The following is a 20,259-nucleotide window of genomic DNA, read 5'->3' on the forward strand; positions in this document are numbered from 1 at the left end:
TTATTATTCATTAAGCCTTATAATTCAGGTTATTATGAATTATTCAGCGTCTTTCGCTACAACATCAAGTGCAAGCTCAGTTAATGCATCTGCATTTGCTTTGCTTGGTGCATCTGTTAATAAACATGATGCTTGCGTTGTTTTAGGGAAAGCAATAACGTCACGAATGTTATCAGTACCGCATAACAGCATAACTAAACGGTCAAGACCAAACGCAAGACCTGCATGCGGTGGCGTACCGTATTTAAGTGCATCAAGTAAGAAGCCAAACTTGTCTTGCTGCTCTTGCGCTTCGATACCTAAAATTCTAAATGCTGTTTCTTGCATTTCTGCATTGTGAATACGTACCGAACCACCACCAACTTCGTAGCCGTTTAATACCATGTCGTATGCATCTGATAGTGCACCAGCTGGGTTTGCTTCAAGCTCTTCAGGAGAAATACCTTTCGGTGCAGTGAATGGGTGGTGAACCGCATGCAATGTACCTTCGTCGTCTTCTTCGAACATTGGGAAGTCAACTACCCATAATGGTTTCCAGCTATCAAGATCAGTAATACCTAAATCAACACCAATCTTAAGACGTAGCGCGCCCATCGCTTCGTTTACAACGTTACGCTTATCAGCACCAAATAAAATGATGTCGCCAGATTGTGCGTTAGTACGCTCAAGTAACTGGTTGATCACCTCTTCGTTTAAGAACTTAGCGATTGGTGACTGTACACCTTCAACGCCCGCTGCACGGTCGTTCACTTTCATCCATGCTAGGCCTTTCGCGCCATAGATACCGATGAATTTAGTGTAATCGTCGATTTGTTTACGAGAAAGCTCAGCACCGCCTGGTACAGTTAATACAGCAACACGGCCTTTTTCGTCATTAGCAGGACCAGAGAATACTTTAAACTCAACGTCTTTTACTAAATCAGCAACGTCTACAAGTTGCATTGGGTTACGTAGGTCTGGTTTATCAGAACCATATAAACGCATTGCTTCGCTGTATGGCATTACTGGGAAGTCGCCTAAGTCAACGTCTAGTAATGATTGCCACATTTCGCGGATCATTTTCTCAGTCATTGCACGCACTTCATCAGAGCTCATGAATGACGTCTCTAAATCGATTTGTGTGAATTCTGGCTGACGGTCAGCACGTAAGTCTTCGTCACGGAAACATTTAACAATTTGATAGTAACGGTCAAAGCCCGACATCATTAATAATTGTTTAAATAACTGTGGTGACTGAGGTAAAGCGTAGAAGCTACCTTTATGAACACGGCTAGGTACTAAGTAGTCACGGGCACCTTCTGGTGTTGCTTTTGTTAGTACTGGTGTTTCGATATCTAGGAAACCGTTGTCATCTAAGAAACGACGCACAAAGCTGCTCGCTTTTGCACGAAGTTTGATACGGTCGCTCATTTCAAGACGACGTAAATCTAAGTAACGGTATTTTAAGCGGCGCTCTTCAGAGTTTTGCTGATTAAAATCAAGTGGTAATGGCTCAGAACGGTTGATGATAGTTAAGCTTGTGCCTAAAATTTCAACTTCACCTGTTGCCATGTCTTTATTTACTTGGCTATCAGGGCGTGCGCGAACAACACCTTTTAACTGCACACAAAACTCTTGACGTAGTTTATTCGCAGTATCCATTAATCCTTCTACTTCAGGATCAAAAACAACTTGTACTAAACCTTCTCTGTCACGTAAATCGACGAAGATAAGACCACCAAGGTCACGGCGTTTGTTGATCCAACCACATAGTTCAACTTCTTGATCTACGTGAGATTTATTTAGCTGTCCGCAATATATAGAGCGCATAGTATTCCTGTCAGTTAAAGACTTATAGCCGCCTGCTCTTAAGAGTTCGCTATTTTGAGAGCAAAAGCCACTATACAAAGTAATCATTTAAGGCAGAGCATTATACCCAAACCATCGCAAAATGCGAGTGCCAGCAGTGCCTGTCGGGGGCTAAATATATACCTCGACTTCTGAGCAAACATTTCTTTTGATACACTAGCTAAAGTTTAAATTTATTGGTTGGTTTAATGCTGTATTTAGGTTGTCCGCAGTGGTCTAGCACCGCATGGAAAGGAAATTTACTCTCTAGTCACTGTAAAAGCGCCGACATGCTCAGTGAGTATGCGCAATCTTTTAATTCAGTCGAGGGCAACACCAGTTTTTATGCTGATCCAAGTCATGAGTCATTATTGCGCTGGCATGATGCGGTACCCGAAGACTTTAAATTTACTTTTAAGTTTCATCGGCGTTTTAGTCACGAATTACAGCTGACGAATATAACTAGTGAGCTTAATGCGTGGCTAAACTTATTTGAGCCAATTTTTGCTAAAACGGGGCAAATTATGTTACAGCTACCCCGTGCCTTTGAACCAGATGCCCTACCCCTGCTTGCAAATTTTATTGCACAACTCCCCAAACAACTTAGTTACGGTGTAGAAGTACGTCACCCCGGCTTTTTTAATAAAGATGATGCTGAAATTCGTTTAAATCAGCTGTTAATTGAAAATAATATAGATCGCATCAGCATGGATACCCGCGCTTTATTTGCTGTTCCCGCCGATACCGATGCACTCATTGATGCGCAAAAGAAAAAGCCTTATTTACCTGTGCATGCCATTGCAACAGGAAATCAGCCTATGCTGCGCTTTGTGATTGCCAGTCTTGAACATGAATACAAGTCGTATTACCAGCCATGGCTGAAAAAAGTAAAACAGTGGCTTGATGAAGGAAAATCACCCTATTTGTTTTTTCATACCGCAGATAATCGCCAGTCACCACTTTTAGCAAGACAGTTTTGCCAAGATTTAGGTTACAATCACCCCGTGCTTGCACCTTTTATAGGTGAACGCGAAGCAAGCCAAAGCAGTTTATTTTAGCGCCCGATTTATCAGAGAAAACATGAAAGATTACAGCCGTTATTTTCAAGGTTACCCGCCTCAAATCATTGAGCAAGTGTTACAGCTATTTAATGGCGACAGGGCCGCAAAATACCTTAAAGGCAAATACCCTGATGCGCATAGCATTACCAGCGATAAAGCTTTATACAATTACGCCACTGAACTAAAAAAGCGCTACCTTAAAAATGCCCTGCCTTTTGGTCGTGCCGCATTCAAAAAACAAGGCGATATGGTCACAAATGCCTTAGGCACCCATACTTTTCGTATGCAAGGTAAAACCCGAAAACACGATCTTGCCATTAATAGCGACCTGCTTCGCGCACCTGAACCACTTCTCAAAGCACTCGTCGTACATGAGCTGGCTCACTTTAAAGAAAAAGACCACAACAAAGCCTTCTATCAACTTTGCTGCCACATGGAGCCGCAATATCATCAACTAGAACTAGATTTAAGAATATTCAGTGTGTTGGTAGGTGAAGGGAAAAATCCGTATTAAAACTATCAGCTAAAAACTGACGGCTGAAAGCTGACAGCTAAACTTCTGAAACCTCAAACCTTCTTTGCCCTATCAGCTGCCCAGACTCGGTAACCACTTTGACGACCCATTTCCCTGCAGCATTAGCAGGGAAATTCGTTTTATGGCTCCACGCTCGATAGCCCTCTTTACGACCACCAGAAATATCCAAGGCTATACGGTCAACTTCTTTTCGATTATGCACCCAAACGTGGAAGATTTTCTCATTTAAACCTCGCGGTGCTTTTACCGCACTAAAACTATATAGACCGTTTTCATGTAAGCTCTGCTCAGTGAGTTCTGTTATTGGCGAAAGCGGTTTACGAGCTTGTGCATCTAGCTGATATGACATACTCATATCGGTTAAACGCAGTGCTGCAGGTGGCACAAAACTACGTAATTGCCAAAGCCCGGCACCTAATGAACAAAGCAATAACACCAACAACGGAAAACGCCACCATTTAGCATTAGGCATCAAATTGCCAAGACTGGGGACCGTTAAAATAACAGCTGTTATTAGTGCAATTTCAAAACTTTGGCTGGTCGTTAACTTTAATAAAATAGGCAAGGTAACCGACAGCACGACAAACAAAGAAAAGCTATGAAACACACTAAACCAGACACTGTGCCTTGCAAGCTTTTTATAATAGAGAGGATCAACAACAGAAACGAACGCACAAAGTATAATTAAAGCGGTAAACGCGGCCTGACCATGGTCCCAAGTAGTCACCGCTAAGAAAAATGGTAAAGCAAAAAACAAACTTTCTTGCTGCACAACTTGCAGCGCAAAGCGCATCACATTAGGCGACACCGCCACACCAAAACGCTCCTCTACCTTATCTCTTAGCCAGTTATCTATTAACAACCACAACCAAGTGACTAATAACAAAATAGAGATAAGCTGCGAAAACGATTCTTTTCGTTCAACAAAGACATAGCTTGCTACACCACTACAAAAAGCCAACACCGCCATCAACCCCGGCCGCTTCTGCATCATGAAAACAAATTTAGTTATAAAGTTTTTTAAGTAATTCATGCAATCATCAAATCCATTTAAGGCTTTATGAGTAAAGCATAAATTGGATGAATGTAGGCTTTAAAACGAGCTTTAAGTTCAAAGCTTTAAGCTGTAAGTTTTGAGCCAAGACTAATTACTCAACTGTATCGATTATGAAGGTTCGTAAATAACAATTTGACTCAACCACCAGTTAAGTTCATCGTCAATTTGCCATGCCTCACATGAATTCAGATGTTTTAAAATTACCTGCTTATCAGACTGACAACACATAGCTTTTAATACAAGATTACCATTTTCCCAAAGTGTTGCTCTTGCTATAAGGCCATTGCCTTTAATTTCGATGTATTGAGCTTTAATTGGCTCACCCAATTGAGCAGAGAGAACCACCTTGAGCTTTTCAATTGTCAAAATTTTAGATTTTGAATTTCTCCAATTATCTAATTCTTGCAGCATTATTTTCCTCAACATAAGAATGTAAGCAATTGCTACCAAGCACTATTTTTATACCGAGGTAGCTTACAAGGCTCTTAACCTAATGAGTCAAAGCAAATTTCCGTATAACTCTCATGTGAAATACCTAGGGTAAATTTGCCATACTCAGCTTGATCAGATTCGCTATATTCGAGCCAAAGTTGTTTTGCTTCTAACAAATCAGAAATATTATCAATCTCTCGGACTCCATTAAGTACAACATGTAGAGTCTCCGATTGAGTTTGGAATGTAACAAACACTTGAAACTCACTCCCAGCGCGTTTTAACTTCACTTCATTGACAATAACATCTTGGTATATGTGATTAAACTTCAATTCAATTGCCTATTGAGTTATTTCAGTAGATTAATTTATGTATTACACACCAAGACATTAACTTAATGAAAGCTGAAAAACCATATTTCAAACTTAGGGTTCAGTACCCTCAATTGAATTTCAGCGTTGAAATAAACTCAACATAGAACACTAAGTCTTATAGCCTTTTCAAAACAAAAAAACGCGGCCTGACCCGCACCTCTATTTTATCTGACGGCTGAAAGCTCATGTTAAATAAAAACACTTTTGACTATTCAATCAAACTTGGATAACTTCAGTCGAACACCTAAAATGCTTGAAATTATTTTTTCACAGTGGAGGGGTTGGAGAATAGAGGTAGATTATGCACGTTAAATTGAAATTCACTTTAATACTTTCTTTATCATTACTTTCTATTGGCTGCGCAAAAGCAGAGCAATGTGCAGAGTCAATGCAACTAGGTGAAACTACTTTGTATTCAGAGTGTCGAGGTGCTGAAGCAATTTCATCCAGTACTATACACTCATCAATGAGCCTAGATGAAGCATTCGAGATGATGTTGAATATTTTAGAGTCTAAGGGTGATATTCAAGCTTCAAAAAACGATTTATATGTTTCTATTTTTTCAATAATGCAGACAGAAAAATTTAATTTTAGAGTAACTTCTTTTCCTAACGGGATATTATTGGCTTCTGAGAATACTAGCGCAATTTATCTGAAAATAGATGAGAAAACATGGTTACAAAAGGTTCTGTAACGTACACATTAAAAAATGTTAAATTGCAACTTAAATCGCATTCCACCCTGCATTTATTTACTATTTAGCATTTTATAACAATACACATAACGCCTCCCATTTATTGATTCAACAAACCTCGCATTAATATCAAATTAATAACTGAACCCAATATAAGCCCAATATACAATTGAAAAGTTAGTTTCCAGTTAATATTTAATCTTGTTAATAACTGAAATTAACTCCTAATAAAATAAAAGGTAAAGAAAGGAATATCTAATGCCATTAAATGCAAACGTAAAAACAGAGGTTATTAAAAATACTGAGAAGTTTGAAGGACGAGTTCCTCATTTGTATCTTGATACCAGAGGATTAGATACTGTGGGAATCGGTCATCTAATTTAAAACAAAGCAGCCATGGCATCAGTTGTCATGTATAAAAATAATTCAAACAACACGCTTGTGTTAGCTTCATTAGCTGAGAAGCAAGCTGAGTATGACTCGATAAAAAAGCAACCCTATGGCTTTAGTCGCAATGCAAATTTTTACAAATTGCATACAACTTTAATTATGAAAGACCATGATATAGTAGCGCAAAAAGAAAAACACATTTTAAAATTCTATAGTGAACTTACTAAATATTACACCACGTCTAATGGCTTCGCTAAAAGCTTTGATTTAATGCCCTATTCAGTACTGAAAGCATTACTTGATATGGTCTTTAATTTGGGCTGCGTACGCAGTATGTAAAAATGAATAACGCCATTAAGAAAGAAGACTGGATTGTTGCAGCAGTTGAGAGTAAAAGGGTTGGCATTTCAAGTTCAAGAAACAACTATGTCAGCAACTTATTCCTTTCTGCCCAAAAACAGTCAATCACACCTTAAGAGGTTAAAAGCATGTCTCAGCAATTATTACGTTTAGGAATATACGTTAGTGTTATTTTTACCTTGTTAAGCGCTTGCTCTACAAGCAACCAACCATCAAAACAACAGCAAAACATTGAAACTGCTTGGCTAAACCCTTTGATATTTGAACAACAAATCGAGAATAATGACTCTTTGGAGGATATCAAATTCAATATTGAGTTTACAGGAACTGACAAAAAGCCATTTTTTGCTAAAGGGTGCTCTTTTATACTTCAAAGCGGCGATGATATTGTTGTGGACTGGGAGTATGACCGCTGGCAATGGCTTAAAGCCAACTGTGTGGGGGCAAATAGATACTTCAACGCACCAAAAACTGCCTATAGTTTCTGGCCTGAATTATTTGACTTCGAAACAATTAAGCACCTTCCTGCTTCGGCGATTCCCAATTTAGGAGGCGAAAGTTTAGAAGGGCGAACTGGTAGTTTATCATCTTACGATAAAAGCCTTACGTTCGTTGCAGCATCCCGTGAAAACAGTATTTCGGTAGAGGTAGATGGTTTAGAGGTGCATTATACTCAAGTTGCACGTGCAGACTTTAATCGTGATGGTTACCAAGATATTTTCATCCGTATGGATTGGTTTGTAAAAGATGCGTTTGGGAAAGGAACTGATTGGGTAGTACTAACTAAATTATCCTCAGTTGAAGATCCTATGTTGCTCTGGCGAAATTAGAAAATTAAATATGGATGTGTAATTTAGAATCTATAAACAAATCCACATTGAACTCAACAAACAATTTAAACACAAAAAAAGCGCGGTCTAACCCGCGCCTCTATTTTTATCTGACGGCTGACAGCTCAAGTCTTTGGGTTACAAACCAAGTTCTGCCATAAAATCATCATCTGCATCGTCTGCTTGTGATGATGCTTTTTGCTTTTCAGCTTTTTGTTTAGCTTCGTTTTCGATGATGTCATCCGGGTCAACCGCTTCTGAAATATCAAAGTCATGTAGTTTGATAAATTCAGTTTTATCCATGGCTAATTCTAGATAGAAGATATTTTGCTTCGCTGTGGTGAAGGTCACACGGCGTGCTTGTGGTCTATCCATAGTGGTATCAACAGAGATTTGCACCTGCTTATTAATTGCCATCATCTTAGGTTGGTTTTGCGTGATAGAAGTATGCAGCTGGTCGCGTACTTTTGACGTAAAGTCACCAACGATTTGGTTCATCAGTTCGCCGAGTACGTTTGCCACATCATCTGATAAATGGCTTTGTGCAATTTCTTCTTCTGGCATTCCCATGTTACGCATGTAGTCATGGTAAATTTCCATGGCAGCTTGCGCTGTGAAGTTTGTTACCACAAGACCGGTAAAGCCACCATCGAACAATACAAAACAGCCAATATCTGGGCGCATACAGGTACGGGTAATTTTTTGAACCATGGCAGAATAACTAATACTGTTACCGCTTGCTGAAGACAGAACTCCAGTCACTGAATGACACAGAGTTGATAAGATATCTTCTGTACTGATCACTTTGCTTTTTGTCATTAAACTTCTCTTTTTTGTACTTGTTATTGATAATTCTAGCCAAGCTACTGAATTTATCACTGACTATCCAGTTAAAAATGCTAAAATAGCGGTATTATTTTTTAAAGAGACTGTTCAAGTGACGCAAAAAGACAGTATTTATGCCACTGAGCAAGCGGTTAAAGACTTTAGCTTTGACCAACATGTAGTAGAAGTTTTCCCTGATATGATCCAGCGCTCGGTGCCGGGTTACGCAACCATTGTTAGCACCATGGGTAAGCTGGCTGGTGAGTACGCGCAAAGCAATTCAAACCTATACGACTTAGGCTGTTCTCTTGGTGCTGTAACGTTAAGTATGCGCCGCAATATTCGCACTGATAACTGTAATATTATTGCCGTCGATAACTCAGAAGCGATGGTTGAGCGCTGTAAATTACATTTACAAGGTTTTCGCTCTGACGTGCCGGTCACGGTTACACTGGGTGATATCAACGATTTAGCTATCGAGAATGCCTCTGTGGTCGCGATGAACTTTACACTACAGTTTATTCCACCTGAAAAGCGCCAAGCGGTGCTTGAAAAGATTTACGCAAATTTAAAACCAGGCGGTGTTTTGCTGCTGAGCGAAAAAATTAGAGGTGAAAATGAGCAATGCGATAATTTGCTCATTGATTTACACCATGATTTTAAACGTCACAACGGCTATTCGGAGCTTGAGATCAGCCAAAAGCGCACCGCTATCGAAAATGTCATGCGTCCTGATCATTTATCTACCCACTTAAACCGATTAAGTGAAATTGGTTTTAGCCAAACGCAAGTGTGGTATCAATGTTTTAACTTCTGCTCGATGATTGCAATCAAGTAATCATCACAACGATATAAAGAGTATTTCATGTCTCAATGGTTTAACCAATTTTACGCTGCGATTGCACAAAGCCCGCTTAGCCACTGGCTCGAAACTTTGCCAGGTCAATTAAAGCACTGGGAACTCGAAGCCAGCCACGGCGATTTACCGAAATGGCAAAAAGTGCTGAAAAACTTACCTGAGGTAAGCACAAACCATGTAAATCTTCAGGATAAAGTACAAATTGGCACCGGTGATGAGCTATCTGAAGGTCAGCAAAAACAGTTAACGCATTTATTAAAGCGCATGATGCCATGGCGTAAAGGCCCCTTTAGCTTACACGGTATCGAGATTGATACTGAGTGGCGCAGTGATTGGAAATGGGATCGTTTACTGCCTCATATCGAACCGTTAAAAGGCCGCACAGTGCTTGATATTGGCTGTGGCTCGGGTTATCACTTGTGGCGCATGCGTGGCGAAGGCGCAAATTTTGTGGTGGGTATCGATCCATCTGATTTATTCTTATGCCAATTCCAAGCGATAAAGCATTATCACCAAGATGAAAACGTGCATTTATTGCCGTTAGGTGTTGAAGCTCTGCCAGAGCTAAAAGCATTCGATACAGTTTTTTCGATGGGTGTTTTATATCATCGTCGTTCGCCTATCGACTTTTTAGCGCAATTAAAAGCGCAGCTTCGCCCAGGGGGTGAGTTAGTCCTTGAAACACTGGTTGTAGAAGGTGATGAGCACACAGTTTTAGTGCCAACTGACCGCTATGCAAAAATGCGTAATGTATGGTTTATCCCAAGCACCGCGGCATTAAAGCTATGGATGGAGCGCGTTGGCTTTAAAGATGTACAAGTTAAAGACTGCGCAATCACAACGCTTGAAGAACAACGTAAAACCCAATGGATGGAAAACGAATCACTGGTCGACTTTTTAGACCCTAATGACACCAGCAAAACCATTGAAGGTTACCCTGCCCCTCTGCGCGCTATTTTAACAGCGAAAGCTTAACAAATAGTGAGAAGTTTCGAGTTTCAAGGTTAAAAGTTCATTTGCTTGATACTTTTGCCTTGTAACTTGAAAACAAAAAACCGGACAACTGTCCTTGTCAAGTCGGTTAAAGTGATTTTTCAACTAGCCGCGCCAGTGCAATTGTTGTAAAATACGCGCGTTTCTAAGCAACCCACATGCAACTTTTTTGAGGAAAACCTGTGAGCGAACAAAAACAGTCTCTTAGCTATAAAGACGCGGGCGTAGATATCGATGCCGGTAATGCACTTGTTGAGCGTATTAAAGGCGTAGTTAAAAAAACCAGACGTCCTGAAGTAATGGGCGGTATCGGTGGTTTTGGCGCACTTTGCGAACTACCAACTGGCTATAAAGAGCCTGTACTGGTTGCTGGCACAGACGGTGTTGGTACAAAACTACGTTTAGCAATCGATCTTAAAAAGCACGACACAGTGGGTATCGACCTTGTTGCTATGTGTGTAAACGACCTTATTGTACAAGGTGCAGAGCCACTATTTTTCCTTGATTACTATGCAACTGGTAAATTAGACGTAGATACTGCGGCTGATGTTGTAACAGGTATTGGTAAAGGCTGTGAGCTTTCTGGCTGTGCTTTAATCGGTGGTGAAACTGCTGAAATGCCAGGTATGTACGACGGCGAAGACTACGACATGGCTGGTTTCTGTACTGGTGTTGTAGAAAAATCAAAAATTATCGACGGTACTAAAGTTGCTGCAGGCGACCAATTAATCGCCCTTGCATCAAGTGGTCCTCACTCAAACGGCTTCTCATTAATTCGTAAAGTTCTTGAAGTATCTGGCGCAGACACAAGCGCAGAGCTTGAAGGTAAAACACTAGGCGATCACCTTTTAGAGCCAACTCGTATCTACGTTAAACAACTACTTGAGCTATTCAAGCAGGTTGACGTACACGCGTTATCTCACATCACGGGTGGTGGTTTCTGGGAAAACATCCCGCGCGTACTTCCTGAATCTGCAAAAGCAGTAATCAAAGGTGATAGCTGGGAATGGCCTGTTGTTTTCAACTGGTTACAAGAAAACGGCAACATCACAACACACGAAATGTACCGTACATTCAACTGTGGTGTAGGCATGGTTTTAGTTGTTCCAGCTGACAAACTTGAGCAAAGCTTAACAATCCTTAAAGATCTTGGCGAAAATGCATGGCATATCGGTGAGATCCAAGATGCGAAAGCAGGCGAAGAGCAAGTAGAAATTTTAGGTGGTCGTGACTAATGACCCCTTGTCGTCTTGTTGTATTAATTTCTGGTAGCGGTTCAAACCTTCAAGCCATCATTGACGCGTGTGCGCGTGGTGAGATAAAGGCCGAAATCGCCGCTGTAATTAGTAATAAAGCCGACGCCTATGGCCTTGAGCGAGCAAAAAATGCAGGTATACAAACATGTGTACTAAGCCATAAAGATTTTGACTCGCGCGAGGCCTATGATGCTGAGTTAATGGACATTATTGACAATTTTGAACCAAATCTAGTTGTATTAGCTGGTTTTATGCGTATTCTTACACCTAGCTTAGTGCAAAAGTTTAAGGGAAAAATGTTGAACATTCACCCTTCTTTGTTGCCTAAGTACCAAGGGCTGAATACCCACCAGCGAGCGATAGATGCAAAAGATGAGGTTCATGGTGTTAGTGTTCACTTTGTCACAGAAGAGCTAGACGGCGGTCCCGTTGTTCTTCAAGCCAAAGTGCCGGTACTCGAAAACGATACCGCAGAGACACTCGCACAACGTGTTCATCAGCAAGAACATATAATCTATCCGTTGGTGGTCAAGTGGTTCAGTGAACAACGACTCAAGATGGAAGCAGATTATGCAGTTTTTGACGAAAAGAAACTTCCTGCACACGGCGCGCACTACCCAGAATAAAAATCTAAGTGCCCTACTCGCTTGTGTGGGCACTTTATTACTTCCTACCAGTGTATTAGCTGGCGACCTCACTCAATACGAAGCCAAATACGATGTACTTCGTAAAGGCGAAACCCATGGTAAAGCAGTACGCGAGCTGAAAAAAGCCGCAGACGGTAACTACGTGATCACTTATCACAGTGAAATCGAATGGATGATTTTTTCAGACTCACGAAAAGAAACATCCATGTTTACTTATCATGATCAGAAAATTTCTCCGCTAAGTTACACTATGGAGCGTTCGGGCACCGGGCCTGATAAAGAGTACAGCTTAAAATTTGATGCTACGCAAAAGCAAGTTCAAAGCAGCCAAAGTAAATACCCTCTTAAAATTGATTGGTCAGATGATTTTCAGGATTCACTGTCTTATCAAGTGCAAGTACGCGAAGAGCTAAAACAAGGTAAAACGCAATTATCGTATCCACTGATTGATAAAAAAGGCAACCTTCGTAATTATGACTTTGAAGTTGTCGGCACAGAAATGATTTCGCTACCTATTGGTAATGTAGAAGCGATTAAAGTAAAACGATTATACGATAACGATAAGCGTCAAGCGCTTGCTTGGTTTGCCCCAGAAATGGACTACATGCTAGTTCGTATGTGGAAAGGTGAAAAAGGCGTAGAGCAATTTGAAGTGCAGCTCAATTCATTCACCGTGACCACACCTGTTAGTGTTCCAAATGAAGTGCAACAAGAAGTGAGTAATGAAGCGCCTGAGTAGCGCTTCATCTTTTATTTAAATCTTTTCGCCCATTTTAAACAGTGCAAACTCACCTGGCTCCATTTTCTGCCAGCGTTCATCATTGGTGAGCGGCCTTGTTGCAATCACAGTAACCACATCGTTCGGTGTGGTTTCTTTTTGAAAATCAACCACCATGTCTGCATCAATTAATGTCGCTTTGCCAAACGGCGCACGGCGTGTGATCCAATGTAGATTATTTGTGCAATAAGCTAGAACATAAACACCATCGGTAAGCAGCATATTAAATACGCCTTTTTCACGCAGTGTGTGGGCAAGCTTGGCAGCATAACGAAATACAGACGCCATATTTGATGGGCGTTTAGGGTATTTTTCGCGAATTTTATCGAGCAGCCAGCAAAACGCCAGTTCACTGTCTGTATTCCCCACAGGTCGATAGTAATCTGGTTTTAAATCATGATAATTCGATAGTTGCCCGTTGTGAGCATACGTAATTTCGCGTCCCCATAACTCGCGAGTAAATGGGTGGGTATTTTCAAGACACACTCGGCCACGATTACCTTGGCGAATATGGCTTATCACCGAAATACTTTTTATTGGATAGGCTTTAACTAGTTTGGCAATTTCTGATTGGCAACTTGGCTCAGGATCTTTAAATGTACGACAGCCTTTGCCTTCGTAAAAAGTGATGCCCCAGCCATCTTTATGCGGGCCAGTATTACCACCGCGTTCTAATAATCCTGAAAAACTGAAACAAATATCCGTTGGTACATTGGCCGACATGCCAAGCAACTCACACATAGAACTCTTAACCTATAAAACTAATCGAAGGAAGGCATGATGGGCTGATCCCTGCCTGCGCTCATTGTTAAACATACCGCTAAGGATGGCAACTGCTATGCTGAGATTTTCAGAACTATCTGAGCAATTCACAACTAATCGTAAGTATAACGGCGCTGATTATAAGTAATTACTCAACAATTCCTCATCTGCTGTAAATGTTTTTGCACTGATAGCCATTTTTAAAATAATAAAACTCACCAAACAAGCCGTTTTAATCCTTGTTCCCCTCTTGATAATTCGCTTTTCTAGCGCTACTCTAAAAGAGGTGGTCTGACCTCTATTAAGGAATAATCAATGACTCTCATATTTTTACTTGGTTTACTCGTGCTGCTTAGTATTGCGAGTTACCATAGAGCAAGCTGGAATACCTGCTTAGGTATTGCCGTTGCGACTTTACTTGTTGGCACATTTGCTGGCGCGTTTGGCGCAATTAGTTGGCTACTATTCTTACTTATCGCTGTGCCACTTTCTGTGACTGGCGTTCGTCAACAATACATCATCAAACCTATCTTCGCTGCTTTCAAAAAAGTAACCCCGACGATGTCGGATACTGAAAAATCAGCAATCGATGCCGGTACGACGTGGTGGGAAGCGGATCTTTTTTGTGGTCGTCCTGACTGGAACAAATTGCACCAATACCCAGCACCTAAACTGACTATCGAAGAACAAGCGTTTATTGATGGTCCAGTTGAAGAAGTGTGTAGCATGCTAGATGACTGGCACGCAACTCACGAACTAACTGATTTACCGCAAGATGTTTGGCAATATCTAAAAGATAATAAATTCTTTGCCATGATCATCAAAAAAGAATTTGGCGGTTTAGAGTTTTCTGCTTATGCACAATCATGTGTACTGCAAAAGCTAACCAGTAAATCGACGCTACTTTCTTCTATCGTAGGTGTACCTAACTCATTAGGTCCAGGCGAATTACTTCAGCACTATGGTACTAAAGAGCAAAAAGATCATTACTTACCACGCTTAGCAAGTGGTCAAGAGATCCCATGTTTTGCTTTAACATCACCAGAAGCTGGTTCTGACGCAAGTGCAATTCCAGATTACGGTGTTGTTTGTAAAGGTCAATGGAACGGCGAAGAAGTTGTTGGTATTAGCCTAACGTGGAACAAGCGTTACATTACTCTTGCTCCTGTTGCGACTGTACTTGGTCTTGCATTTAAACTACAAGATCCAGACGGTTTACTAGGTGATGATAAAGAACCTGGTATTACCTGTGCGCTGATCCCTACAGATACTCCAGGGGTCGAAATTGGCCGTCGTCACTTCCCGCTAAACGTACCATTCCAAAATGGTCCTACTCGCGGTAAAGACATCTTCGTACCACTTGATTACATCATTGGTGGCCCGAAAATGGCTGGTCAAGGCTGGCGTATGCTTGTTGAATGTTTATCTGTTGGTCGTGCAATTACATTGCCGTCTAACTCAACAGGTGGCATTAAAACAATTGCGCTTGCAACAGGCTCTTACAGCCGTATTCGCCGTCAATTCCGTTTACCAATTGGTCAAATGGAAGGTGTTGAAGAATCAATGGCAAAACTTGCAGGTTACGCATATAGCTCTGATGCTGCAGTGAGCATGTCTACAGGGGCTGTTGACCTTGGTGAAAAACCATCGGTTGTATCTGCGATTATCAAATACCACTTAACTGAGCAAATGCGTGAAGCAACGATTCACGGCATGGATGTTCATGGTGGTAAAGGCATCATGCTTGGTCCAAACAACTACTTAGGTCGCGGTTACCAAGGTGCGCCAATTGCAATTACCGTTGAAGGTGCAAACATCTTAACGCGTAACATGATCATTTATGGTCAAGGTGCAATTCGTTGTCATCCATTCGTGTTAACTGAGCTAGGTGCTTGTGCTATTGAAGACCGTGAAGAAGCGCTAGCAGTATTCGATAAAGCGTTAATGGGTCACGTTGGCTTTACTATTTCGAACCTTGTTCGTACTAAGTGGTTAGCATTAACAAATGCTCGCTTCACAAGTACACCGTACAAAGACGAAACAGCTGAGTTTTATCGTGTTGCGTCACGTTTCAGTGCATCATTAGCATTAATGTCAGATATCAGCATGGCGGTATTTGGTGGTTCATTAAAACGTAAAGAGCGTATCTCTGCACGTTTAGGTGACTTACTAAGCTACTTATACCTTGTATCTGCAACACTTAAACGTTACAACGACGAAGGCCGTAAAAAAGAAGATTTTGCGCTTGTTCAATGGAGCTGCCAAGATCACCTTTACCACTGCCAACGTGCACTCGCTGACTTAATCAATAACATGCCATCTGCACCACTACGTGCGATGCTAAAAATCATGTTATTCCCATTCGGTCGTCCAGTACGTAAGCCTACTGATAAGCTTGAGCACAAACTTGCTCACTTATTACAAGTACCAAGCGAAACTCGTAACCGTTTAGCTAACTACATTTATCTTAAAAACGAGCCACTTAACCTTGTTGGTCGTCAAGAGCAAACGCTTAAAGACATCCTTGAAGTTGAGCCTCTGTTTGACAAGGTATGCCGTGAAAAAGGCGTAAAACTGCCTTTCTTCCAGCTTGATAAAGTAGCGCAAATGGGCCTAGAAGCAGGCATTTTAAGCCAAGCTGAAGCCGACAAACTAGCTGCTGTTGAAAAAGCCCGTCTTGACGTTATTAACGTTGACGACTTTGACCCAGCAGACTTAGTTGCAGGTAATGTTGCCCGCGGCGAGAGCGATAAAAAAGCAGACGCCGCTTAAGCTAGCAAAACAATTCCAATTGTTATGAAAAACCAAACCAGCGCAAATTGCGCTGGTTTTTTTTGCGCTAAATATTGCTGCAATACACACCACACTGCCCCAATAGGGATGTAAATCAAGTTAGTGCCAAGCATGCTTATAACGACAATGAAAGCCACAGAAAAAAATATAAAGCTCGGTAAAAACTGGCTTATATAAAACGGCTTATCTTGGTTATTGCTTTGAAAGAACAGCCGATATTTTTTAAAAACAGCCAAGCAATCGAACTGCAGCGAGCTTGTTAGCAACACGCATACTGAAAAAGCCAAAGCCAGTACCAAGTCGCTAAAGTCATTACGCACTGCAATTAGCTGTAATAAAGCGAGCAAGCATGCTAGCAAGACTGAACCACGCCATATTAAGCTCCAGCTATGCTGTATAAAGTAACTAAGCCAAAACAAAGCAAGCGAGTGTACTTTTAACTTATGACTTATTCTTACAGGTGGGAGTAAAATCGAACAGCCGAAAATTGCAATAAAACTTAGATAGTATTGCAGTGAAGTTAAACTAGCAGGCAGTAATACCAAGATAGAACTGAGTAATAAACTATAAAAAAGTGCACGTGGCCTATAAAGAACAAATACTCCACATAGCCACTGCAACAGCATAAACAGTATAAAATGAGGCACTTGTAGCCATTGCTTTAACGATAGGTCGACTGCTATTAGTAAACTGGCAATAAGCCAAGCATTACTTAACAGTAGTAACTTGCAGTCAACACATACTCGCCAAGAGGATTTATATAGACTTCGCTGAAATGCCCTATTTTGCTCATTTTTAATGGCTGGTGCCATGGCCCATAACATTACTGATTCAAGTAAAAGATAAATCACTGCTAATTTTGCACCGTAACCAGGTGCTGCATGGCTATCGACTATTTTACCAAGTCCTAAAAACAACAATAAAACCATACCAAGAAAAGCTGGGCCCAGTACCAGTGCAAACAACAAGCTAAAATTCTTTAACTGAGACAGCATGCTCTTGAGGGTGGTCGTATATGCTAAGTATCGAAAAGAAAGGAATGAGAAGTAACTTGCAAAGGAATTTATCATAGTGATGTGCACTCAAAACCGTGCTGTATAAACACCTCTGGTTCGTGGCTTGTAATGATAATTTGCCCATTAGGTTTATTATCAAGGTAGTCATCAAGTAAGGTCAGCAAAAATTTTATACTTGTTTGATCAAGTGCAGCACTCGGTTCATCTAATAGCAAAAATGGAGCTTGCTTTAAAAAAGCAGTGATAAGCTGACACTTCTTTTGATTGCCACTCGACAAAGCACTAAAGCGAGTATTGAGGTGCTCTTTAAAGTTAAATCCAGTAATGAGTTGCTCAGGCATATCTTTCTTTAACGCCTTGCAACTAAGTTCAATAACTTGTCGCGCAGTTAAAAAATCTGGCAGAGCAATACGGTCGCTAGCAATTGAAACAATGTTTTGCGGCGATTTTAATGCTTGATTATTATATAAAACCTGCCCTGATTGCGGCTTTTCAAGGCCAGCTAGCATCATCAATAATGTTGTTTTTCCTCTGCCATTGGCTGCCTGTAAACAAACTCGTTTACCTTGAAATTGCTTATTATAGTTTTCAAAAACGTGGGCTGAAGCAAAGCGCTTATTGAGGTTGTTAATTTCAATCATGTTTATTCCTTTAATAGTGAAAAAATAGTAACACACTCATATCTCTTATTAGTTACATGATTTGTAACAAATATCGAACGGGTAAAACTTGCGTTTAGATTATGAACAGGCAACACTTTAAAACGAAAAATTAACAAGGAATAATTACAATGAAACCGAGTTTTCAACTAGCAGCTGTTGCATGCGCACTTAGCCTTGCACTTGCAGGATGTTCACAATCAACCTCACCAACGAGCAGCACCGAAAGCGTGCAACAAAGCCAAACTGTTAAACAGTATGACGCTGAAACCTTTTTTGATACAACCTCAATCATGGGCAGCAGCTTTTCACCAAAAGGCGACAAAATACTCGTTAGCAGTGACGAAAGCGGTATTTATAGCCTTTATGAAGTAGATATAAAAACCGCCAAAAAAACCCGCTTAACAGATTTTGAAGACAGTACGTATGCTGTGGCTTATTTCCCTAAAGATGAGCGCGTACTATTTACTAAAGATTCAGGCGGTAACGAGCGTTATCACATCTACGTTCGCGAAACAGATGGTACAGTTAAAGATCTTACGCCAGGTGAAGAAACCCGTGCAGGATTTGCAGGCTTCACAGAAGACGGTAAACACTTTTTTATAACCAGCAATCAGCGTGATGCTAAGTTTATGGACCTATATCGTGTTGATGCTAATAGCTATGAAGTAACGCCTGTTTATCAAAATACCATGGGGCTAGATGTCGGTGCGATCAGCCCTGACGGTCGATTTATTGCTTTATCGAAAAACAATTCGAACAAAGACAGCGATGTATTTATTCTCGATACGCGTAAAAAAACACTGAAACCAGAGCTCATTACCCGTCATGACGACGACGCTAAGTATGGTCCAGAAACCTTCTCAAGAGACAGTAAATCATTATATTACTCAACCGACGCCAAAGGTGAGTTTGCAGAAGTGTGGCGCTATGACTTAACGACCGGCGAGCACAGCCCTGCCCTCAAAGATGAGTGGGATGTGAGTTTTATCTACTTCTCTAAATCTGGCCGTTATCAAGTAAGCGGTGTTAATGCTGACGCAAGCACTAAAGTGTCGATAATTGATACCACCACAGGTAAAGGTATTGCCATGCCATCGCTGCCTGCTGGTAACTTACGTGGTGTGAACTTTTCAGCTGATGAAAAGACCATGGCGTTTTATTTAAATTCAGATACCTCGCCAAGTAACCTATTTGTGTGGCAACTCGGTGAATCAAAAGCTAAACAATTAACCAACACATTAAGTGATGCAATTAATCAAAATGACTTGGTTGAAAGCACAATTGTGCGCTTTAAAAGCTTTGATGGTTTAGAGATCCCCGGGGTTTTATATAAGCCTAAGCAAGCTAATAGCAACAACAAAGTACCAGCTTTAGTTTGGGTGCACGGCGGTCCTGGCGGCCAAAGTCGTACAGGATATAGTGCAATGCAGCAGCATCTAGTCAATCATGGTTATGCCATTTTTGCAGTTAATAACCGTGGCAGCTCAGGCTATGGTAAAACCTTCTTCCATTTAGATGATAAAAAACACGGCACTGACGATTTACAAGATATTGTTTACGGTAAAAAACACCTGCAAAGCCTAGATTGGGTTGATGCTGATAAAATTGGCATCATGGGGGGCAGCTATGGTGGCTTTATGACCGCCGCAGCTCTTGCCTTTGAACCTGAAGAGTTCAAAGTAGGCATTAATATATTTGGTGTAACAAACTGGGTTAGAACCTTAAACTCGATTCCACCATGGTGGGAAAGCTTTAAAAAGGCGCTGTATGATGAAATGGGCGACCCAGCGACAGACGGTGAACGTCACCGTGCCATTTCGCCACTATTTCATGCTAAAAACATCACCAAGCCATTAATGGTGATCCAAGGTGCTAACGACCCTCGAGTTTTACAAGTTGAAAGCGATGAACTTGTTGCCGCTGTAAAGGCAAATGGTGTGCCTGTCGAATATGTATTATTTGATGATGAAGGCCATGGTTTTACTAAAAAAGAAAACCGCATAAAAGCCTCAAATGCATACCTTGAGTTTTTAAATACCTACTTAGATAAATAGCAAAATTGCAAAGATAAAGAGCCGGTATGATGCCTAATGCTGATCAGTTAAGAA

The 20,259-nt window shown here is 40.9% G+C and carries 21 protein-coding genes; 13 read left to right on the forward strand and 8 right to left on the reverse strand.

What is annotated here, in order from left to right:
- Positions 1 to 39: 39 nt before the first annotated feature.
- Positions 40 to 1,809 carry an aspartate--tRNA ligase gene (aspS, locus tag CWB80_RS18815; protein WP_054551584.1) on the reverse strand — a complete coding sequence of 590 codons (1,770 nt, stop codon included), beginning with the start codon at positions 1,807 to 1,809 and terminating at the stop codon, positions 40 to 42.
- A gap of 227 nt (positions 1,810 to 2,036) precedes the next feature.
- On the opposite strand from aspS, the gene CWB80_RS18820 reads away from it, so the two are divergent.
- Positions 2,037 to 2,885, forward strand: a complete 849-nt coding sequence (locus CWB80_RS18820) for a DUF72 domain-containing protein (protein ID WP_054551585.1) — start codon at positions 2,037 to 2,039, stop codon at positions 2,883 to 2,885.
- Between the two features lie 22 nt (positions 2,886 to 2,907).
- Positions 2,908 to 3,402, forward strand: a complete 495-nt coding sequence (locus CWB80_RS18825; RefSeq protein ID WP_054551586.1) for a M48 metallopeptidase family protein — start codon at positions 2,908 to 2,910, stop codon at positions 3,400 to 3,402.
- A gap of 37 nt (positions 3,403 to 3,439) precedes the next feature.
- Here CWB80_RS18825 and CWB80_RS18830 read toward each other — a convergent pair whose 3' ends face one another.
- The 3 genes from CWB80_RS18830 to CWB80_RS18840 form a co-directional block, all read right to left on the reverse strand.
- Complete coding sequence (locus CWB80_RS18830; RefSeq protein WP_166339430.1) at positions 3,440 to 4,456, reverse strand: DUF5924 family protein; 1,017 nt, start codon at positions 4,454 to 4,456, stop codon at positions 3,440 to 3,442.
- 132 nt (positions 4,457 to 4,588) lie between these two features.
- Positions 4,589 to 4,891, reverse strand: coding sequence for an immunity protein TriTu family protein (locus CWB80_RS18835; RefSeq protein WP_138599711.1), 303 nt, complete (start codon positions 4,889 to 4,891; stop codon positions 4,589 to 4,591).
- 74 nt (positions 4,892 to 4,965) lie between these two features.
- A complete protein-coding gene (locus tag CWB80_RS18840) occupies positions 4,966 to 5,244 on the reverse strand; it encodes a hypothetical protein (RefSeq protein WP_138599712.1) in 279 nt (92 codons plus the stop codon).
- 343 nt (positions 5,245 to 5,587) lie between these two features.
- On the opposite strand from CWB80_RS18840, the gene CWB80_RS18845 reads away from it, so the two are divergent.
- From CWB80_RS18845 to CWB80_RS18855, 4 genes are all read left to right on the forward strand, one after another.
- The gene (locus CWB80_RS18845; RefSeq protein ID WP_138599713.1) at positions 5,588 to 5,980 is read left to right on the forward strand and encodes a hypothetical protein; all 393 of its coding nucleotides are present in this window, start codon (positions 5,588 to 5,590) and stop codon (positions 5,978 to 5,980) included.
- Positions 5,981 to 6,238: 258 nt separating this feature from the next.
- A complete protein-coding gene (locus CWB80_RS23140; protein ID WP_267237894.1) occupies positions 6,239 to 6,364 on the forward strand; it encodes a lysozyme family protein in 126 nt (41 codons plus the stop codon).
- A gap of 12 nt (positions 6,365 to 6,376) precedes the next feature.
- Entirely contained in the window at positions 6,377 to 6,709 is a 333-nt protein-coding gene (locus tag CWB80_RS18850; protein ID WP_138599714.1) for a hypothetical protein, read from the forward strand.
- Positions 6,710 to 6,858: 149 nt separating this feature from the next.
- Entirely contained in the window at positions 6,859 to 7,560 is a 702-nt protein-coding gene (locus CWB80_RS18855) for a hypothetical protein (RefSeq protein ID WP_138599715.1), read from the forward strand.
- A gap of 138 nt (positions 7,561 to 7,698) precedes the next feature.
- Here the strand turns inward: CWB80_RS18855 and CWB80_RS18860 are convergent, their stop codons facing one another.
- Positions 7,699 to 8,379, reverse strand: a complete 681-nt coding sequence (locus tag CWB80_RS18860; RefSeq protein ID WP_054551591.1) for a DUF3334 family protein — start codon at positions 8,377 to 8,379, stop codon at positions 7,699 to 7,701.
- Positions 8,380 to 8,497: 118 nt separating this feature from the next.
- Between CWB80_RS18860 and cmoA the strand changes: the two genes are divergently transcribed.
- From cmoA to CWB80_RS18885, 5 genes are all read left to right on the forward strand, one after another.
- Positions 8,498 to 9,223: a carboxy-S-adenosyl-L-methionine synthase CmoA gene (gene cmoA / locus CWB80_RS18865; RefSeq protein ID WP_054551943.1), complete on the forward strand. Its 726-nt coding sequence runs from the start codon at positions 8,498 to 8,500 to the stop codon at positions 9,221 to 9,223.
- A 27-nt stretch (positions 9,224 to 9,250) separates the two neighbouring features.
- Positions 9,251 to 10,219 (forward strand): tRNA 5-methoxyuridine(34)/uridine 5-oxyacetic acid(34) synthase CmoB, encoded by a 969-nt coding sequence (gene cmoB, locus CWB80_RS18870; protein ID WP_054551592.1) that lies wholly within the window; start codon positions 9,251 to 9,253, stop codon positions 10,217 to 10,219.
- Positions 10,220 to 10,419: 200 nt separating this feature from the next.
- Entirely contained in the window at positions 10,420 to 11,472 is a 1,053-nt protein-coding gene (gene purM / locus CWB80_RS18875; protein WP_054551593.1) for a phosphoribosylformylglycinamidine cyclo-ligase, read from the forward strand.
- Positions 11,472 to 12,119, forward strand: a complete 648-nt coding sequence (gene purN / locus CWB80_RS18880; RefSeq protein WP_138599716.1) for a phosphoribosylglycinamide formyltransferase — start codon at positions 11,472 to 11,474, stop codon at positions 12,117 to 12,119. The genes purM and purN overlap by 1 nt, the downstream gene beginning before the upstream one ends.
- The gene (locus CWB80_RS18885; RefSeq protein ID WP_082389175.1) at positions 12,064 to 12,879 is read left to right on the forward strand and encodes a DUF3108 domain-containing protein; all 816 of its coding nucleotides are present in this window, start codon (positions 12,064 to 12,066) and stop codon (positions 12,877 to 12,879) included. Before purN ends, CWB80_RS18885 begins: the two co-directional genes overlap by 56 nt.
- A 15-nt stretch (positions 12,880 to 12,894) precedes the next feature.
- On the opposite strand, the gene CWB80_RS18890 is transcribed toward CWB80_RS18885, so the two are convergent.
- Positions 12,895 to 13,659: a class II glutamine amidotransferase gene (locus tag CWB80_RS18890; protein WP_138599717.1), complete on the reverse strand. Its 765-nt coding sequence runs from the start codon at positions 13,657 to 13,659 to the stop codon at positions 12,895 to 12,897.
- Positions 13,660 to 13,995: 336 nt separating this feature from the next.
- Between CWB80_RS18890 and fadE the strand changes: the two genes are divergently transcribed.
- Positions 13,996 to 16,452 (forward strand): acyl-CoA dehydrogenase FadE, encoded by a 2,457-nt coding sequence (fadE, locus tag CWB80_RS18895; RefSeq protein WP_054551597.1) that lies wholly within the window; start codon positions 13,996 to 13,998, stop codon positions 16,450 to 16,452.
- On the opposite strand, the gene CWB80_RS18900 is transcribed toward fadE, so the two are convergent.
- Entirely contained in the window at positions 16,449 to 17,543 is a 1,095-nt protein-coding gene (locus tag CWB80_RS18900; RefSeq protein WP_054551598.1) for a DUF6136 family protein, read from the reverse strand. The genes fadE and CWB80_RS18900 overlap by 4 nt on opposite strands.
- The gene (locus CWB80_RS18905; protein ID WP_054551599.1) at positions 17,540 to 18,130 is read right to left on the reverse strand and encodes an ATP-binding cassette domain-containing protein; all 591 of its coding nucleotides are present in this window, start codon (positions 18,128 to 18,130) and stop codon (positions 17,540 to 17,542) included. The genes CWB80_RS18900 and CWB80_RS18905 overlap by 4 nt, the downstream gene beginning before the upstream one ends.
- A gap of 149 nt (positions 18,131 to 18,279) precedes the next feature.
- Here CWB80_RS18905 and CWB80_RS18910 point away from each other — a divergent pair, with 149 nt between their 5' ends.
- Positions 18,280 to 20,205 (forward strand): S9 family peptidase, encoded by a 1,926-nt coding sequence (locus tag CWB80_RS18910; protein WP_054551600.1) that lies wholly within the window; start codon positions 18,280 to 18,282, stop codon positions 20,203 to 20,205.
- Positions 20,206 to 20,259 lie beyond the last annotated feature (54 nt).

It is taken from the genome of Pseudoalteromonas sp. S1650 (assembly GCF_005887195.1).
GTDB lineage: Bacteria > Pseudomonadota > Gammaproteobacteria > Enterobacterales > Alteromonadaceae > Pseudoalteromonas > Pseudoalteromonas simplex.

Bases quoted from the DNA above. Each gene is read 5' to 3' on its own strand.
- CWB80_RS18845 (WP_138599713.1), top strand. From the start codon at position 5,588: ATGCACGTTAAATTGAAATTCACTTTAATACTTTCTTTATCATTACTT.
- CWB80_RS18820 (WP_054551585.1), top strand. From the start codon at position 2,037: ATGCTGTATTTAGGTTGTCCGCAGTGGTCTAGCACCGCATGGAAAGGA.
- CWB80_RS18830 (WP_166339430.1), bottom strand. From the start codon at position 4,456: ATGAATTACTTAAAAAACTTTATAACTAAATTTGTTTTCATGATGCAG.
- CWB80_RS18850 (WP_138599714.1), top strand. From the start codon at position 6,377: ATGGCATCAGTTGTCATGTATAAAAATAATTCAAACAACACGCTTGTG.
- cmoB (WP_054551592.1), top strand. From the start codon at position 9,251: ATGTCTCAATGGTTTAACCAATTTTACGCTGCGATTGCACAAAGCCCG.
- CWB80_RS18860 (WP_054551591.1), bottom strand. From the start codon at position 8,379: ATGACAAAAAGCAAAGTGATCAGTACAGAAGATATCTTATCAACTCTG.
- CWB80_RS18900 (WP_054551598.1), bottom strand. From the start codon at position 17,543: ATGATAAATTCCTTTGCAAGTTACTTCTCATTCCTTTCTTTTCGATAC.
- aspS (WP_054551584.1), bottom strand. From the start codon at position 1,809: ATGCGCTCTATATATTGCGGACAGCTAAATAAATCTCACGTAGATCAA.
- CWB80_RS18890 (WP_138599717.1), bottom strand. From the start codon at position 13,659: ATGTGTGAGTTGCTTGGCATGTCGGCCAATGTACCAACGGATATTTGT.
- purN (WP_138599716.1), top strand. From the start codon at position 11,472: ATGACCCCTTGTCGTCTTGTTGTATTAATTTCTGGTAGCGGTTCAAAC.
- CWB80_RS18835 (WP_138599711.1), bottom strand. From the start codon at position 4,891: ATGCTGCAAGAATTAGATAATTGGAGAAATTCAAAATCTAAAATTTTG.
- CWB80_RS18910 (WP_054551600.1), top strand. From the start codon at position 18,280: ATGAAACCGAGTTTTCAACTAGCAGCTGTTGCATGCGCACTTAGCCTT.
- CWB80_RS18905 (WP_054551599.1), bottom strand. From the start codon at position 18,130: ATGATTGAAATTAACAACCTCAATAAGCGCTTTGCTTCAGCCCACGTT.
- CWB80_RS18855 (WP_138599715.1), top strand. From the start codon at position 6,859: ATGTCTCAGCAATTATTACGTTTAGGAATATACGTTAGTGTTATTTTT.
- fadE (WP_054551597.1), top strand. From the start codon at position 13,996: ATGACTCTCATATTTTTACTTGGTTTACTCGTGCTGCTTAGTATTGCG.
- CWB80_RS18885 (WP_082389175.1), top strand. From the start codon at position 12,064: ATGCAGTTTTTGACGAAAAGAAACTTCCTGCACACGGCGCGCACTACC.
- CWB80_RS18825 (WP_054551586.1), top strand. From the start codon at position 2,908: ATGAAAGATTACAGCCGTTATTTTCAAGGTTACCCGCCTCAAATCATT.
- CWB80_RS23140 (WP_267237894.1), top strand. From the start codon at position 6,239: ATGCCATTAAATGCAAACGTAAAAACAGAGGTTATTAAAAATACTGAG.